This is a genomic window from Capnocytophaga sp. ARDL2, assembly GCF_041530365.1.
Taxonomy (GTDB): domain Bacteria; phylum Bacteroidota; class Bacteroidia; order Flavobacteriales; family Flavobacteriaceae; genus Flavobacterium.
Map to the genome: position 1 here is coordinate 2,211,565 of NZ_CP168034.1, position 18,216 is coordinate 2,229,780.

General features: G+C 38.0%; 11 protein-coding genes, 3 tRNA genes and 1 rRNA gene. 3 read left to right on the forward strand and 12 right to left on the reverse strand.

What is annotated here, in order from left to right:
• Positions 1-13: 13 nt before the first annotated feature.
• From AB4865_RS11170 to AB4865_RS11190, 5 genes are all read right to left on the reverse strand, one after another.
• Positions 14-87: transfer RNA gene (locus tag AB4865_RS11170), tRNA-Ala, on the reverse strand.
• 78 nt (positions 88-165) lie between these two features.
• Positions 166-239: transfer RNA gene (locus AB4865_RS11175), tRNA-Ile, on the reverse strand.
• A gap of 67 nt (positions 240-306) precedes the next feature.
• Positions 307-1,822 (reverse strand): 16S ribosomal RNA (locus tag AB4865_RS11180).
• Between the two features lie 287 nt (positions 1,823-2,109).
• Positions 2,110-2,184, reverse strand: a tRNA-Val gene (locus AB4865_RS11185).
• A 336-nt stretch (positions 2,185-2,520) separates the two neighbouring features.
• A complete protein-coding gene (locus AB4865_RS11190) occupies positions 2,521-3,207 on the reverse strand; it encodes a DUF4294 domain-containing protein (protein WP_372473379.1) in 687 nt (228 codons plus the stop codon).
• Positions 3,208-3,280: 73 nt separating this feature from the next.
• On the opposite strand from AB4865_RS11190, the gene AB4865_RS11195 reads away from it, so the two are divergent.
• Positions 3,281-4,372, forward strand: coding sequence for a M42 family metallopeptidase (locus AB4865_RS11195; RefSeq protein ID WP_372473381.1), 1,092 nt, complete (start codon positions 3,281-3,283; stop codon positions 4,370-4,372).
• Between the two features lie 47 nt (positions 4,373-4,419).
• On the opposite strand, the gene AB4865_RS11200 is transcribed toward AB4865_RS11195, so the two are convergent.
• The 4 genes from AB4865_RS11200 to AB4865_RS11215 form a co-directional block, all read right to left on the reverse strand.
• Entirely contained in the window at positions 4,420-6,492 is a 2,073-nt protein-coding gene (locus tag AB4865_RS11200; protein ID WP_372473382.1) for a M1 family metallopeptidase, read from the reverse strand.
• A gap of 59 nt (positions 6,493-6,551) precedes the next feature.
• Positions 6,552-7,262, reverse strand: coding sequence for a YebC/PmpR family DNA-binding transcriptional regulator (locus AB4865_RS11205; RefSeq protein WP_372473384.1), 711 nt, complete (start codon positions 7,260-7,262; stop codon positions 6,552-6,554).
• Between the two features lie 200 nt (positions 7,263-7,462).
• The gene (locus AB4865_RS11210; RefSeq protein WP_372473385.1) at positions 7,463-8,932 is read right to left on the reverse strand and encodes a PLP-dependent aminotransferase family protein; all 1,470 of its coding nucleotides are present in this window, start codon (positions 8,930-8,932) and stop codon (positions 7,463-7,465) included.
• 336 nt (positions 8,933-9,268) lie between these two features.
• Positions 9,269-10,009: a DUF6261 family protein gene (locus AB4865_RS11215; RefSeq protein WP_372473387.1), complete on the reverse strand. Its 741-nt coding sequence runs from the start codon at positions 10,007-10,009 to the stop codon at positions 9,269-9,271.
• Between the two features lie 1,120 nt (positions 10,010-11,129).
• Between AB4865_RS11215 and AB4865_RS11220 the strand changes: the two genes are divergently transcribed.
• Together AB4865_RS11220 and AB4865_RS11225 are read left to right on the forward strand one after the other, a co-directional pair.
• Positions 11,130-11,525 carry a TonB-dependent receptor gene (locus tag AB4865_RS11220; RefSeq protein ID WP_372473389.1) on the forward strand — a complete coding sequence of 132 codons (396 nt, stop codon included), beginning with the start codon at positions 11,130-11,132 and terminating at the stop codon, positions 11,523-11,525.
• A gap of 13 nt (positions 11,526-11,538) precedes the next feature.
• A complete protein-coding gene (locus tag AB4865_RS11225; RefSeq protein WP_372473390.1) occupies positions 11,539-12,915 on the forward strand; it encodes a TonB-dependent receptor plug domain-containing protein in 1,377 nt (458 codons plus the stop codon).
• A 143-nt stretch (positions 12,916-13,058) separates the two neighbouring features.
• Here AB4865_RS11225 and AB4865_RS11230 read toward each other — a convergent pair whose 3' ends face one another.
• From AB4865_RS11230 to AB4865_RS11240, 3 genes are read right to left on the reverse strand one after another with little or no spacing between them, the layout of a single operon-like run.
• Positions 13,059-14,963, reverse strand: coding sequence for an OmpA family protein (locus tag AB4865_RS11230; protein WP_372473391.1), 1,905 nt, complete (start codon positions 14,961-14,963; stop codon positions 13,059-13,061).
• A gap of 22 nt (positions 14,964-14,985) precedes the next feature.
• A complete protein-coding gene (locus AB4865_RS11235) occupies positions 14,986-15,915 on the reverse strand; it encodes a type IX secretion system membrane protein PorP/SprF (protein WP_372473392.1) in 930 nt (309 codons plus the stop codon).
• A gap of 36 nt (positions 15,916-15,951) precedes the next feature.
• Positions 15,952-18,186, reverse strand: coding sequence for a gliding motility-associated C-terminal domain-containing protein (locus tag AB4865_RS11240; protein ID WP_372473393.1), 2,235 nt, complete (start codon positions 18,184-18,186; stop codon positions 15,952-15,954).
• Positions 18,187-18,216 lie beyond the last annotated feature (30 nt).

Sequence of the window (18,216 nt, forward strand, 5' to 3'; positions counted from 1 at the left end):
CCTCTCGGATTTGTGGAGAATAAGGGAGTCGAACCCTTGACCTCCTGCGTGCAAGGCAGGCGCTCTAGCCAGCTGAGCTAATTCCCCATACATTCTACGAGTTATTTGTTTTGCCTTATCTACCGCATAACTGCTCAACTTCTAGAATTTCCTATTTAATACTAGTAGTCCCGGGCAGACTCGAACTGCCGACCCCTACATTATCAGTGTAGTACTCTAACCAGCTGAGCTACGAGACTCTGTATATCCTTCTATTTTATCCATTTATTTGAACCAACAGCGAGAGGTAAAGTCGGACATCTCTAGAAAGGAGGTGTTCCAGCCGCACCTTCCGGTACGGCTACCTTGTTACGACTTAGCCCCAGTTACCAGTTTTACCCTAGGCAGCTCCTTGCGGTCACCGACTTCAGGTACCCCCAGCTTCCATGGCTTGACGGGCGGTGTGTACAAGGCCCGGGAACGTATTCACCGGATCATGGCTGATATCCGATTACTAGCGATTCCAGCTTCATAGAGTCGAGTTGCAGACTCCAATCCGAACTGTGACCGGCTTTATAGATTCGCTCCTTGTCACCAAGTGGCTGCTCTCTGTACCGGCCATTGTAGCACGTGTGTGGCCCAGGACGTAAGGGCCGTGATGATTTGACGTCATCCCCACCTTCCTCACGGTTTACACCGGCAGTCTTGCTAGAGTTCCCGACATCACTCGTTGGCAACTAACAACAGGGGTTGCGCTCGTTATAGGACTTAACCTGACACCTCACGGCACGAGCTGACGACAACCATGCAGCACCTTGTAAATTGTCCGAAGAAATATCTGTTTCCAAATAAGTCAATCTACATTTAAGCCCTGGTAAGGTTCCTCGCGTATCATCGAATTAAACCACATGCTCCACCGCTTGTGCGGGCCCGTCAATTCCTTTGAGTTTCACACTTGCGTGCGTACTCCCCAGGTGGGATACTTATCACTTTCGCTTAGCCACTCAGTCCGAAAACCAAACAGCTAGTATCCATCGTTTACAGCGTGGACTACCAGGGTATCTAATCCTGTTCGCTACCCACGCTTTCGTCCATCAGCGTCAATCCTTTGTTAGTAACCTGCCTTCGCAATTGGTATTCCATGTAATATCTATGCATTTCACCGCTACACTACATATTCTAGTTACTTCACAAAAATTCAAGAACTACAGTATCAATGGCAATTTTACAGTTAAGCTGCAAACTTTCACCACTGACTTATAATCCCGCCTACGGACCCTTTAAACCCAATGATTCCGGATAACGCTCGGATCCTCCGTATTACCGCGGCTGCTGGCACGGAGTTAGCCGATCCTTATTCTTACGGTACCGTCAGTTTGCTATACATAGCACGTTTTCTTCCCGTACAAAAGCAGTTTACAATCCATAGGACATTCTTCCTGCACGCGGCATGGCTGGTTCAGAGTTGCCTCCATTGACCAATATTCCTCACTGCTGCCTCCCGTAGGAGTCTGGTCCGTGTCTCAGTACCAGTGTGGGGGATCTCCCTCTCAGGACCCCTACCCATCATCGTCTTGGTATGCCGTTACCACACCAACTAACTAATGGGACGCATGCTCATCTTATACCGATAAATCTTTAATATCTAAATGATGCCACTCAAATATACTATGAGGTATTAATCCAAATTTCTCTGGGCTATCCCTCTGTATAAGGTAGATTGCATACGCGTTACGCACCCGTGCGCCGGTCTCAAACTACTAAAGTAGCTCTACCCCTCGACTTGCATGTGTTAGGCCTGCCGCTAGCGTTCATCCTGAGCCAGGATCAAACTCTTCATCGTATATTTTTTATATTAATGATGTTTTATCCCAACTTTACTTGTTCTCTCAGGTATGCTGTTAATTCAATAAAATATTTTCTATGATCGTCTCTTGTTTTACTTTCACTCCCCTCTCAGAAAGCGAGTGCAAAAGTAGAAAGAATTTTTAAAACTACCAAAATTTATTTTGTTAAAAAATTTGTTAAAGTTTTTCTCCCCCTACTTACAAAACGCTTCGTTTCTAAAGCGGTTGCAAAAGTAGAAAGTTTTTTCTAAAACACAAAACTTTTTTAGTTTTTTTTCTTTCGTGGGCGATGAGGGATTCGAACCCCCGACCCCCTCGGTGTAAACGAGGTGCTCTGAACCAGCTGAGCTAATCGCCCCCTATCTCTTTGAACGGATTGCAAAGATAGAACAAGTTTTTGTTATCTTCCAAATGTTTTGAAGAAAAATTTTGAAATATTTTTTAAACAATTGGTTTTCAACGGATACTTTCGATACGCTTTGTGAATTCTCTCGCAAATTACACGGATTGTCGCTGTTTTTTTTCTTTTTACAACAAAAAAACAGAGATGCTATGCTTTTGGAGGAAATAAGGGAGCTGTTTTCGAGTATATAAATAATAGTTATATGTGGAAATGTAGTGGAAATCCCTATAAAAACATATCACCAAAATCCTATCCTTAACGATAAAAACTTGGTGATATTTTACTCCTTTCCTACTCTGGATAATATCCTGAATCTCCTAATTTTGTTTTCCAATCGGCTTTCATTTTTGCACGATTAAATTGCAAAACTGGAGTTACATAATGTATTCTACGTTGATTTGCTAACTCTTCTAAAAGATATTCGATATAAAAATCTTCGATGTTTTGATTGGGATTGAATTGGGTTTTCAAGTTGATGTTAAACATTTTTGCCGTTTGATTTGACCAAAATGCAGACCAGCCACTTTTAAATTCTTTTATCAAATTAAAGGTAGATTGTCCCGTTTGTCTATGAATCAATTTCACCAAAATCTGACCATCTTTTCTCGACAATTTCTTCAAAGGCTCTTCAAACTTTTCTTTCAAAAGCTTTTCTTGAGTTTTAATGTATTTGTTTTTTTCACGGATTGTAGATTTTTTATCCAATTCAGAATTGAGTGCCATCAGGTTTTCTGAAGTTGCCACTACATACGGATACACGCGTAAAATTCTTCGGCGTAAAATATTCATCGTTTGTTCACGTTCGATTTCTTCGCGTGATATATTGATAAATATTTCAGGCAATTCTACATAACCGTCTGCGTTTGCCTCTTTTACCATTTTGCTTACATTTTTGAAGTATTTTTCAATATCTTCTCCTTCTTGGGCAAATCCTATTGTTCCTAAAAACATGAATATTCCTAAAAGTATTTTTTTCATTTTTTTACTATTTTAATTCAAAATTACTACTAAATTATTTCATTCTTCTTATTTTTGATAAAATTTTTACATTATGAGTACATCGATTTTAAATGAAAATTCTATCGCATTTGTTACCAATTATTTAAACAATTTTTCTCCAACGGGTTACGAATCTTCTGGGCAAAAACTTTGGATGAATTATCTAAAACCTTTTGTTGATGAATTTTATACGGATAAATACGGTACCGCAGTGGGTATTATCAATCCTAATGCCAAATATAAAGTGGTCATCGAAGCTCATGCCGATGAAATCTCTTGGTATGTCAACTATATTTCTGAAGACGGACTGATTTATGTCGTGAGAAATGGTGGTAGTGACCAAGTAATCGCTCCTTCAAAAAAGGTATATATCCACACACCAAAAGGTATCGTAAAAGGTGTATTTGGTTGGCCAGCTATTCACACGAGATTGAGACTGGGCAAAGACGAACCTACTCCAAAAATCGAGAGTCTTTTTATCGATTGTGGATGCGAATCTCGCGAAGAAGTTGAGTCTTTGGGCGTGCATGTAGGGTGTGTCATTACCTATCCCGATGAATTTGAAATTCTAAATAAAGACAAATGGGTAGGTCGTGCGTTGGACAATCGCATCGGTGGTTTTGTGATTGCCGAAGTGGCTCGTTTGCTAAAAGAAAACAACAAAACACTGCCTTTTGGATTGTATATCGTAAATGCTGTACAAGAGGAAGTGGGATTGCGTGGTGCCGAAATGATTACTCAAGCCATCAAACCCAATGTGGCTATTGTAACGGATGTTTGCCACGATACCACTACACCGATGATTGACAAAAAAATCGAAGGGGAACAAAAAATCAACAAAGGGCCTGTGATAGGCTATGCACCTGCGATTCACAATATCTTGAGAGAACTGATTGTTTCTACAGCCGAAAAGCAAAACATTCCTTTTCAGCGAAATGCCCTTTCGAGAGTTACAGGTACAGACACCGACGCTTTTGCGTATAGCAATGGAGGTACACCGTCGGCTTTGATTTCGTTGCCTTTGCGTTATATGCACACAACGGTAGAAATGGCTCATCAAAACGATATCGAAAACCTTATCCTATTGATTTACCATACCCTACTCAACATCAAAGGAAACGAAAGTTTTTCGTATTTTGAATAAAACAGAAAAAGACTGTCAGAACTAACATTCTCTGACAGTCTTTTGTTTTACTCCAAGCCGATTATTTTTTCCAATTTTGCTCTTTTTTCTACCGAAAGCACCTCCAATTGTTGTGCAAAATAGACTTTAAACTCTTTTCGTTCGCACAATTGTTTGATAGCTTTTCTACAAAAATTCACAAACCTTGTATTGTGATGTACCAAACCGTCAATCAATGGTGGCAGAGCGTTTTTATCCAATGGATTTACATACCACAGGGCTTGAATGGCATTTTGTCTTACGTCGGCATTATAGCGTTCGGTAGTGTAATCATGTAATTCTTTGTACCATTTGGCTTTCTCATTTTGTTTATATTCGGTTTTCAAAGCCATCATCAACCAAGAAATTCTAAAATTCTTATCCCCCATTCCTATGATATCCTGTGTATCATCCAACAGCTGAATTCGGTTTTCTGGTTTTTGTAACCACAGATTTTTAAACACTAATTCTTTTGTAATGTAGGAATCGTCTTGTAAAAATTTTACATATTCCTCATAAAATTCATCGGGTATTTCTTGAATGATTTGTACCAACGCTTGACGTAATTTTACATTTTTTGACTGTGCTACATAATGATAAAACGCCTTTATATCTTCAAAATTTTCCTTATGCAATTGATAAATGACTTCTTTTTGGGTATAAATACCGTTGGTCTCATCAGTTAAATAGTTCCACAACAGCTCTTTCTTTTCTTTAAAAGACAGTTTTTGTAGTTCGATGACCTGTAAATATGTAGTTACCCACTGACTATTTTCCTTTGCAATTTGTATCAAATCAATAGGGAGACCGGAATTATACAGCCAGTTGTTTTTAAATGTTTCCACATCAAAGGTTGGACTCACATTCTTTATCTCTTGCAAAAAATCTTCGGTAGTTACTGAGCGAAATGCATGTTTTTGCAAAAACAACTTCAATACCTGTCTAAACTTTTCTTCGCCCAACTGCAACGATAGGTTATAAACTGCAAGAGCAGCCTTGTCATAATAGGTAGTAGTAGTGGCTTTTGGTGAATAAATCACTGTATTTTTGTTTACCTTGGCATCGAGAGACACTTTTTCATTCATTTCATACATTTTCCAATAGTAATAATCATCTCCTTTCAGCTGTTTTTCGATATACCAATCCAGATAGGTTGCAAATCCCTCTTGAATCCAGTGGTCTTCGGGATGTTTTGCTGTGATGAGATTGCCAAACCAATGATGTGCCATTTCGTGAGCATCTACATTGAGGTACGAACGGTCGATGGCTCCTATTTTATCCACCACAAAATTTTGATGAAAAGTAGTTGCTGTGGTATTTTCCATACCGGCATACATAAAATCGTATACGGGAATATTGCGATAGACCTTCCATGGATAGGGCACTTGAAGAAATTCCTCCAAAATATCCATTATGATAGGTGTATTTTGATACGTATAGGTGTAATGTTGATGAGCATTGTGAGGAAGATAATTTTCAATAGGCACTCCCGACTTTGAATATTCTACCTTTTTTTGATAGTTACCGATGGCCAACATCACCAAATACGAGCTCATAGGTTGCTGCATCTGATAGTACCACGTACAGTCAGAGGTATCACAGGTTTTATCGACCAATTTTCCGTTAGAAATCACCTGAAAATTTTTATCAAAACGGATGTTCAGGTTAAAAATCACCTTTTCGCTAGTATCGTCAAAGCTAGGGAGCCAATGGCTGGTATATTTTCCCTGCCCCTGCGTCCATATCTGAGGACTACCTTCGTTATCCACAAAATACAACGCCTGTTTAGGAGACGTCTGATAGGAGATTTTCACGGTATTTGCCCCTATTTTTACCTCGCTTGAAAAGGAAATAATTTGTTGATTGTACAAATATTCCACCGATTTTCCATTGACCTCTACCCGATCTATCTGCATCTCTTTTGCATCAATACCCACTATAGTATTTTTTTCTGAACAAGTAAAATGATAAAGTATTTCGCCTTTTACCAACTTATGTTCCGTATCAAAAAAAATCGACGCATCGCCTTGCACAAAATCTACCGATTGAGCAAACAAGACCTGCGTACCTACAATAAGCCAAAATGATAAAAATACTTTCATAATAATATAAAAAGAGGCTGACAAATGTACAACCTCTTTATAATTTTAGTAATAAAATGTTATGCCATAGTGTGAAATACGTTTTGCACGTCGTCGTCTTCCTCTATTTTTTCCAACAATTTTTCCACATCAGCGATTTGCTCTTCGGTCAATTCTTTCGTAACCTGTGGAATGCGGTCAAAACCAGACGAAAGTATTTCCATATTGCGTTCCTCCAACTCTTTTTGGATAGCACCAAAACTATTGAAAGGAGCGTAAATCATAATACCATCTTCGTCTTCAAAGATTTCTTCTACCCCAGCGTCGATCAACTCCAATTCAAACTCTTCCAAATCCAGTCCCTCTACCTTTTCGATTCTAAAATTGCATTTGTGGTCAAACATAAATTCTACCGAACCCTGTGTCCCCAACGTACCATTGCACTTATTAAAATACGAGCGGATATTTGCCACCGTACGGTTGTTGTTGTCAGTAGCTGTTTCGATCAAAATCGCAATACCATGAGGTGCATATCCTTCAAACAACACTTCTTTATAGTTTGCTGTATCCTTGTCAGTAGCTCTTTTGACAGCTCTATCCACGTTGTCTTTAGGCATATTTGCCGCTTTTGCGTTTTGCATCACTGCTCTCAGACGCGCATTGGTTTCAGGGTTTGGACCTCCTTCTTTCACCGCCATTACGATATCTTTTCCAATACGAGTAAACGTTTTTGCCATAGCAGACCAACGTTTCATTTTTCTTGCTTTTCTAAATTCAAAGGCTCTTCCCATTTTGTATCGTTATTTGTTGTTTTGTTGTTTAATATTTCTAATGCAAAAGTATAAAAAGCTATTTTACGTAAAAAACATCTGCTTTGTTTTTTTTCAAATTATTTACATATTCCACCATTTTCATACGGCAGATTGTCCTTTATCAGATTCACAACCTTACCTATTTTTGGCGTAGGCTAGTAGATATCACAAATAAAAATTCACGACAAACTTTCATAAACCTTTTTAAAAGACCAAATAATCTCTCGAAGTTCATCTTCCGTCCAGTTGGCAAATCCCAATCGTATTCCGCAGGTCGATTTGTCCTGAAAGAGGATGTAGTCGGGCAGTAAAACATCATATTTTCTGAGCAATTCTGCAAAAGTTTTGAGGGAAATATGCGGAAAAAACTCTATCCATAGAGCCATACCACCACTCGCCTTTTGGATTTTTATCTCGTGTGAAAAGGTAGCATGTAGCAAATCGATAGCATGCCCCATACGTCTTTTATTTTCGAGGAGGATTTTTTTCTGAATACGGTGAATATCTCCTTCGATGAGCATTTCGCTGAGAATTTTATCGGTAAAATCATCATGTCGATAGTCGATGATATGTTTGTAGTGCCTTACTTTTTCAATCAGATTGTTTGGTGCCACCACAAAACTACGATGAAACAATGGTAGCAACTGCGTCCCAAAACGTCCGATATAGATCACAGCTCCCTGCGTGTCGAGTCTGGCCATTGATACCTGCTGATGCTCGTGATTCCACTCGTTATCAAAACATTCTTCTACTATGGCAAAGCCATATTCGTAGGCGAGTTGCAGCAATTCTATCTTTCGGCGAAAACTCATCGCCACCGTCGTAGGATAATGCCTTTGTGCATTGACATACACCATGCGTACCTCCCCTTTTCTAAACTTTTGGCGAATATACTCTACCGAAATCCCCTCGCTATCATAGGGTATCTGATGAATCTTTGCTCCCAAATGTCGCAATGTGGCATTGACCACCTGATGATTTTTATACGACACCAGCACCAGATCATCTTGTTGCAAAACAGTCTGAGCTACAATATAAAAAGCCCCCTCTACAGAGCGAAACACAGACAGATTATCTGGCGAAATCTTAAAGCCATAACTCGTTTTCAGATAGTTGCACAAGTGATTATTGAGTTTACTGACACGCACTACAGGAAAATCACTCTGTACAATCTGAGATTTTTTTGCCGAGCTATGCAACCATCTCGACAGCAATTGAGTAGGAATCAACCGCACATCGGGTACGCCGTCGTTTAGGGTATATTTCAAAGTATTTTTTGGAAAGGGAATCTGCAAAAAAGGATTTTCTTTTAGCTCAAAAAGGGTTTCAGTAGCAAAAAGGTCTTCGTTGGAAGTCCCCGCTTTTAGTTTGTTGTTAGGAAGGACGGCACTGACAAAAGTTCCACGATTGGGTATAATTTCCACCCACCCCATCGCAGCCAGTTCGTCATAAATCATCGAGGCAGTATTGCGGTGGATCCCCATACATTGAGCCAATACACGCGTACCAGGCAAAGGGGTATTATGAGCCACCTGCCCTCGCTGAATCATCTCCACCACCTGATGAGCTACCTGTAGATACACAGGATTTTTAGACAATTTATCTATCGAAATTTGCTCTGCAAATAACGACACAACCGGACTATTCATAAATTCAAAAACTGGACTATAATTACAGACCGGAAAGTTACGATATTTGCCCAGCAAAACAAAAAAAGCAAGAAGGTATTTTGGGCGTGCCCCTACGCAATGCCCTATTATATAGGGATAGTAAAAGTAAAGAGTACATCAAGAATATATAGGAATATAGTAGTACAAAATCACATTGGGGCAATGCTATGGGTCGGGTCGTCCGCTATATCTTTTGTGTCGGCTGTCGCCTCCACAAAAGGATACCGCTCCCACCCCTCACGCGTAAAACAAAAAACACCTCCCCTTGAAAAGCACAGATATGGGGAGGTGTTCGGATATTTGGAAAAGCAATTTTTAATCTGCTGTTTCCTCATCATTGTGTATAGGCTCGTCATTTTGTCGAGTTCTACGACCGCTGCGTTGAGCGATAGTATCACGCCATTTAGAAATACTCACATTGGCTTTGCGAACCAAAGTTTCGAGTTCATCGCTTGGTTGCAAAATAGCCAAAGCGGCAGTGACATCCCTCAACTTTTTAAATACATCATCGAGAGCCTTGCGTATATCTTTCATATTGTACGACTCTCTACTAGCGTATTCATCGCGGCGTTGTAGATACAGAGTGTGAAAGTTTTCATTGGCAGTAGCCAAAGCATCTATCCACTCTCTGAGACCAATAGCTTTAGCGTCCTGTACAAAGTTGGGAGCACGAAGATCTAAAATAAGGTTTTGAAGCTCTACGGTTTGCTTTTCATAATTACTTGAGATGATTCTACCGTAGGCATCAAATACGATTTTTACCTTTTCAGCAGACTTTCGTCTATTTATATCAGGGTGTAGCATTTCGCTTTGCACTCTGTGCATCATACCTCTGTAGAGATGGTCTCTTTCCTCGTCGAGGATACCCAGCTCTTTGGTATATTTGCTTTTAGTGATTTGCTTTTGAGCCTCTTCGGATAGCTCTACAAATTTTGTGAAATCAGCTTTCACATCGTTTAGCTGTGCTATGGCAGATTCTTCTACCAAATGTAGCATCTCTGTCATCAATGCCAAATGTTCGGCATTATGCAGTCTTTTTAATTCTAATGTGTTCATATTTAATAATTTTAACGTTATTCACAACAAATATAAAAAAACTTTTTTTATATATTTAACATTACAAAAGTTTTTTATTTAAAAAATTAAAAAACATACCAATAAACAGAGCAAAATGTAACAATATATAGCTATATGATATAAAATTTTGATATGAAAAATCACAAAGCACTTCTGAAAAGTATTGAAACTTCTCAGAAGTTTATATACTCAAACTATACAATCTCAAAAATGATTGCACAAGAGAGTTTGAAAAAGTTTTGAGACTTTGACAAACTATTCTACCAAAAAGAAAATAAAGGATTATATATCAGCACAAAATGGAAATTGTATAAATCAACTATAAAACAAGGTAGCCCTAAGTAGAAATTGTATAAATCAACTATAAAAAAAGGTAGCCCTAAGTAGAAATTGTATAAATCAACTATAAAACAAGGTAGCCCTAAGTGGAAATTGTATGAATAAACTATAAAACACGGTAGCCCTAAGTGGAAATTGTATGAATCAACTATAAAACACGGTAGCCCTAAGTGGAAATTGTATGAATCAACTATAAAACACGGTAGCCCTAAGCGGAAATTGTATGAATCAACTATAAAACAAGGTAGTCCTAAGTAGAAATTGTATGAATCAACTATAAAACAAGGTAGTCCTAAGTAGAAATTGTATTGTTAGATTACAAAACAAAAGTTCGGAATAACACATTTTGGCTACAAACTTTGTCAAACATCATAACAAATATTGAGACTATACATATTTTGTCTCTACAGCAGGATTTCAAAATTTTTATTTTATATAAAATAAATATTCAACCATGTAAAAATTGCGTGAGGGATAGAGGCATTGTCGGAGCTCTTTTGTGAAATGAAACAAAGTGGAATGAACAAAAAGCGACTGCCGATAGCCCGACCCAAAGGGGCACGCCCAAATAAATATTTTATTCATTTGAAACCTAAAATAAATGGAAAACAAATATGCATATATAAAAAATTGAAAATTTCTATATACCTAATTTTCTAAATCGCTAAATTATTTAATACACTATATGAAAAACAAATTATTTTTAGCAGCGTTATTACTGCCGTTATTTACTCAGGCTCAGGAACAGGAGGTTGAGGAATTGTCAGAATTGGTTATTACCAAAGAGCCGCTGGAGATGCCGTTTGGCGAATCGACACGCAGTGTGCAAATTATCACCAAAGAGGATATCAGAAAACTGCCTGTGAGCTCTATCAACGAGTTGCTTGCCTATGCAAGTGGTGTGGATGTGCGTCAGAGAGGGCCATTTGGTTCGCAGGCTGATGTGAGCATCGACGGAGGTACTTTTGAACAAACCATGATTTTGTGGAACGGAATGAAAGTAGGCGACGCCTTGACGGCTCACCACAATCTAAACCTTCCGATCCCCTTTGAGGCAATTGAAAGAATCGAGATTTTGAAAGGTTCCTGCTTCTCGTATTTATGGTATCAACTCACTGACAGGTGCTATCAATATCGTTACAAAAACCAGCGATGAGACCTATGCTCAGGTGCATGCCTATATGGGTTCGTCTTTCAAGAGTAAAGAGGCTGGCGATGGAGAGGGGACTTATGCTTCTGGTGGTATCAATGCTACGATTGCTGGAAAGACTGGTAGTGTGGGGCATTTGCTGAGTGCTACTAAAGAGGAAACTAACGGTCAACGCTACAACTCGGCGGCGGCTAATAAAAAGCTTATGTACCAAGGACAATGGTCTGCTGATGTCAATAATCATTTTAACTGGATGGGGGGATATATTCATAATCAGTTTGGTGCCAATGGTTTTTATGCTGCCCCAGGCGATAAGGAATCTTTTGAGGTGGTAAAAACCTTGCTCTTTAGCATGGGGAGTAAACACAAAATTGGAAATATAGTGTTAAAACCTCGTATCAGCAATCGCTACAATGAGGACGACTACCGCTACTTTAGACACGACTTGAGCAAGGCTCGTTCGCTACATTATCTAAACGCGGTGATGGGAGAATTACATGCTTTGTATGCAACTGACTTTGGTGACTTTAGCGTAGGGTACGAAGCCAGACATGAAAAGGTAAACAGCTCTAATCTACAACAGCACGAACGTACCAACCATGGATGGTTTGCCGAATACAAAAACAGATTTGCGGATAGATTATTTGTGAGTGTGGGTGCTTATTGGAACTACAACTCGGCTTTTGGTTTTCAGTGGTATCCTGGTGTAGATGTTTCGTATGAAATCAATGAGGAATGGAAGGCTTCGGCGAGTGTAGGGTCGAGTCAGCGTATTCCGTCCTTTATGGATTTGTACTTGAAACAGCCTTCGAATGTCGGAAACCCATCGCTACAACCTGAAAATGCATGGCAATACGAAGCGGGGGTGTATTATACTAAAGGTAACAAGAGGTTTCAAGCAACGGTTTTTGAAAGAAATATTCATAACTTTATAGATTGGGTGCGTATTGATAGTAGTGTGCCATATACCCCAGAGAATTTTGATCAGCAAACCCTCAGAGGGCTTCAGTTCTTGTGGCAACATAAAGTAGATTTGGGCAATGAGCAAAGTTTGGGATACAAACTGAGCTATCAATACCTGAGTCCAAAGGCGAAAATGCTTTCGGGTGGTTTGATTTCGAAGTATTCGTTAGAGAGCTTAAAGCATCAGGCTATCGGTGGGGTAAACTACAACTACAAAAAATGGAGTACGCAATTGCAGGTGCGCTTTGTAGAAAGAGAACTCAACGACCCTTATACTGTCATCGATGCAAAGCTAAACTATCATTTCCCTACCCTGACGGTGTATGCTCAAGCAACCAACCTTACAGATGCTCAGTACAATGAGGCTGGTGCGGTACCTATGCCTACCAGATGGCTGAGCTTGGGTGCAATCTTTAAGGTGAGATGGAATTAATAAGTTGATTCATTTTTCTATTGCGTTTTACCATAATGAAATGATTTTACTTGAGTAATAGTCTTGGTAATTTCAAATCATAAATGGTAAAAAAAAGCTGTTTGGGGTTTCCAAACAGCTTTTTTGATAGTGTTATTGTAGAATTATCTTTCTAAGATGATAAATTCTGAACGACGGTTGATAGCGTGTTGCTCTTCTGTACAGTTGTCTCCACAATCTACTTTTGGTTGAGACTCTCCGTATCCTTTTGCTATCATACGCTCTGCTTCGATACCTTTAGATACAAGATATTGGAAGGTAGCCGCAGCTCTTTGTTGAGATAGTTTCAAGTTGTAATGGTCATTACCTCTTGTATCTGTGTGCGACTCGATTCGGATTTTCATACTTGGATTTTTACGCATGATGTCCACTACTTTGTCCAATTCAAAAGCACCCTCTTGTGTGATGTTTGCTCTGTTGAATTCGAAATAGATATCATCAATTTCAAGGCGTGTATTTACTACAATCAAGTCGATTGGACGCAATCCTACGCTTACCGGGAATTTTCCATCGCGTGTTCTTTCCAATTCGATGCTCTTTCCTGCATAATCTACTTTGTCCACTCTCAACGAATAGGTTCTATCACAATCTACATCGTAGGTTACTACTCCACGAGAATCTGTTGTTCTTGTTTCTACTACGTTTCCTCTGTGGTCTATGATGGCTACTTTTGCATCAGATAGGGTTTCGCCAGTTTTTTCGTTGACTACTGTGATTACAAATTCATTCAAACATACTGGTTTTACTACATAGATATCATCTCTTCCTACTCTATTAGTAGATAAGAATCCGATTCCCTTTGTAGGATATAATGACAATGCAAAATCGTCTTTTGGTGTGTTGATCGGATCTCCTAAGTTTTTGATTTTTGCCCCTGGAGCTGTCAGGTCTATTTCATACACATCCAATCCTCCAAACCCTTTGTGAGCATCAGAGGCAAAGTAAAATTTTCCTGTTTCAGAAATAAATGGAAACGACTCTCTACCTTCTGTATTGATTCTATCTCCCATATTTACTGGCTCGCCAAATGTACCGTCTTCGTTGATGGCTACTTTCCATATGTCCATTCCTCCGTATCCGCCTGGCATATCAGATGCAAAATACAAAGTGGTACCGTCTGGAGAAACACTCGGATTACTTACATGATATTCACCTGAAATGAAAGGCAATTTTCTGATTTTTGTCCAAGACTTTCCATTGTATGTCGCTTGGAACAATGCTACTTTACCTTTTTTCAGACGTTTTTCTTTATCTACTTCATACAAACCTTCTCTGAAAGATTCTGAAGCAAAATACATTTTATTACCATCGGAAGTAATAGTTACTGGTCCGTCGTGGTATTTTTCGTTTAACTGAGATACAGGTTTGATGTCTTTGATCTTGTATTCCAAATCGTCTAATGTTCCTACATATACATCAAGGTATGGTTCTGAATTCCACCCGTATTTTTTCTTTTTCTCTGTACGTGTAGATGCAAAATAAAATTGATCATCATGAGTTAAAATCCCTGCAAAGTCAGAGAACTTTTCGTCGTTTAATCCTTTTAAATTTTCAAAAGTAAACAACGCCTCTTGACTTCTCAAATTTGGAATGTAATCAGGGTCTTTTAAAAATTCTACAGCACGAGAATCGTCTGGTTTCAAATCTGCAAATTTTTTCATTGCCTTGTTAGAAGCCTCATAACGTCCACTAGCTTTGAGCATCTGAGCGTATTTGAAGTAGGTTTCGCCATCAACTTCGGGATTTTTTTCGATGGCTTTGGCATACCATTTAGCTGCCTCAACGCTATTGAAAATATTGTAATACGATTCTGCTAACTGCACATAGATATGAACATCGGTTTTTTTACCTCTAACTAATTTTTTGTAATGTTCGATAGCCTGCACATATTCAAATCTTTCAAACAATTTATCAGCATAAGCCAATCGTTGCTCTGGAGAATCAAGATCTTGTGCAAATGTGGCATTCATTGAGCACAATAGGGCTAATGTAATATATATTTTTTTCATATTTTATCAACGAATTTAAGCATTAGAAATAACGTGGTGAACTTGACACTTTGCGTTTAAAGTTGATATCAAACAATAGAAACGCTTCGTGAGAGCCGCTTGTTTTGTAATTTAATGGAGAGGTAACGTAGTCGTACGCGTAACCTATTCTCATATTAGACATCACTGCATAGCTAATCATTGCACCAAACGAATCTTGGAATCTATACATTAGTCCAAAGTCTAATTTGTCTTTGTAGCTTGTATTCAAGTTTACATCAAACGACACTGGCGAATACATTGCGTATTTTACCATAGTGTGTGGTTTTAATTTCCAATCAGGGTTTAGCTCAAACACATATCCTGCTGTAAAGAATCCGTGCATTGCATCTGATCCGTACTTGATATTGTTTTTATTTACATAATTATTAGGCAATAAGTTTGGAACAGAAAGTCCTACATAATATTTGTCTGTATAATAGAAAGCACCAGCGCCCACGTTGAAAAACGAATTGCTCGAGTTTTCAGCAAATACTGGGTCATTTGCATCTGGTACATGTGTACTAACTTCAGAAAAATATCTTGTGTCTTGAAGCGTCATTCCTCCTTTTACCCCGAGTGCCAATTTATGACCAGGAGCCAATTTGATAGTATATGACACATCTGCATAAACATTGTTTTCTGAAGTAGGTCCAATCTTGTCAGAAATCACAGAGATACCTGCTCCTACATTTTTACCTAAACTTCCATGTCCAAAAAATGTAGAAGTAACAGGAGCACCCTCAAGTCCTACCCATTGCTGTCTGTGCAATACCCCTAAAGCTAAACTCTCTTTACTACCCGCATAAGCTGGGTTGATTACACTTTGGTTATACATATACTGTGTGTAGTGAGGATCTTGTTGAGCATTTGCAGAAGAAGCTATCGCTGTAATCCCCATTAGTGTAATTATTTTTCTCTTATTGAAACTCATAAAATTATTGTATTATAAGTGTTAATTATTATTTTATTATCTACTCAATTCTATCCATGACGTAAATTGGGTTGTCATGGTTTGCACTTCTAAGAAATATGTACCACTTGGCAAATCTCCTCCACTCAAATCTTGACCTTTCCATTGGTTGGTATATCCTAGCCCATGTTCATATACTACTTTACCATAACGATTGTAAATTGTTACTTTCAACGACCTATAATTGGTCAAATCTAATTGATCATTTTTTCCGTCACCATTAGGAGAAATACCTTTAGGCAAATCGCATGGCTGTACCTCAACGTTGTATTCTATAAATGCCTCACAATTTAAATCAGAAAGCAATTTGATTTTTACAACATAATTTCCTATAGGCAAAACATCACCAGCTGGAACATCATTTTTAACATCGATGATAGCCCCTGAAATAGGTTCTATTTGTTTAATTTCGTGATAAGAAAACAAAGGATCTGGCAATTCTGGCAACACAAACGAATTACAAATCACTACATTTTCTGGTTGAGCCATCGCTGGTACTGGTGCTGGGACAAAATTCACAGGTCGAATACCAAAACATTCTGTTTGGTTGTGAACCACTTTTATATACACCGTTTGTGGAATAGGATTTACAGAATACACAGTAGGATTTGCTATTCTATTTTGTCCATTTTCAGCATCTGCTTGACTTCTATAAAATTCAACAGAATATTCTGATGCGTTGGTTAAATTTTGAGTTACGTGTGGGATAAATGTTTCTAAATTATAGTTTGGAAACTCATTTTCATATACACATAACTGTACATCTGGAATAGAAGGTAAATCAAACTCTTCTAGCATTTTTATGTTGAAAGTTTCTGATAATACCAATTCTTGACCACAATCTTCGAAAGTTAAACGAGCTTCGATTACAGTTGATGGATTTGTAACAGTAAAATCAATATCTTTTTCATTGCTGATCAATACACCATTTGCATACCAAGCAAATTCAACAGTTGTATCTCCACTTGGCTTAAATCTCCATGCTTCTTCTTGAGCATTCCAGTTGCCTGTATTTCTACCTGGTGGTGTGTATGCGAGTGTTCCTTGTTCGTTTTGAATACCTAAAACACCATTTCCATTTTGCCATGCATTACAAGCATTTCTTTGTTTTACGTAAACTTCGATAATATTAGTAATTTCGTACAGTACAACTTGTGTTGTTGTACGAAATTGTGGAGAATTACATTCCGTATTATACGCCGGAACTTCATTAAAGTTTACAACTAATGCTCTACACGGATATTCACCAATTACTTGATAATTGATTTGTGAATTTGGTCCTGGATTATTTGTTGTATACATATCCTGAAACACACCATAAATAGCATTTTTTATTGATGTATTTTGATTAGGTATTGGAGCATTTATTGTCCAAGGACAATATTCTCCTTCCACTTCTGTAAAGGGCAATCCAAATGTAATTACACCATTATCTCCAATTCTACAATAACTGTATTTGTTTTCAAAAAAACAAAAATCAAATGGTAAATTAAAACTTGCAGTATAGTCATCATCTGAAGTAATAGACATAATATTTCCCCCTAAAAAAGGATAAGGTGGATTGTATTCTATTTCTTCTACTTCATACGTTGATGTAGCTTTGAAGTGTTCTGCATCAAAATCAGCGGATAAATGTACTTCATTGCTTTGACCAGGACAAATCACATAATCTCCAGAAGAGTTGGCATTTAAGCTAATATCATTTAATGTCAATTTTGCACAAGCCTCTGGCACGAAATCTGAAAAAGCTACAGGGGTAGACCATGCACTTCTCACTTCGTTTGTATCAATAGCTCTAACATATACCTCATAATCTACATCTCTTTGATGTGAAAAAGTATAATTAGGATTTGAAACAAAAACTATATTTTCATTGTCATTGGTTGGTACTCCAGAGTTTTTTTGTTGAACAACTAATTCCCAACCGTTTACATTTTGAGCTACATCCCAAGTAATAACAAACAGACCATTTTGTAATTTTACTTGTATATTATTTGGTGTTTGAACATTTAAATATTCATTTGACAAAATTGTTTCTGCAACTTTTTTTTGTTGTGTCAGTTGTGTACCAACTGATTGTTCAGCAACAGAACTATCTGTAAAATATACAGATGAAATGTTTAACGATTTTTCAATCCATTCTTTACTATTCCAATCTAAAGAATTAGAAAAATTTGCAAACACTACACCTGAAGCAAATAGACCTAATATATAAGTATATTTTTTTTTCATTATATCTAGTATTTTGGTTATTGTTTTTAA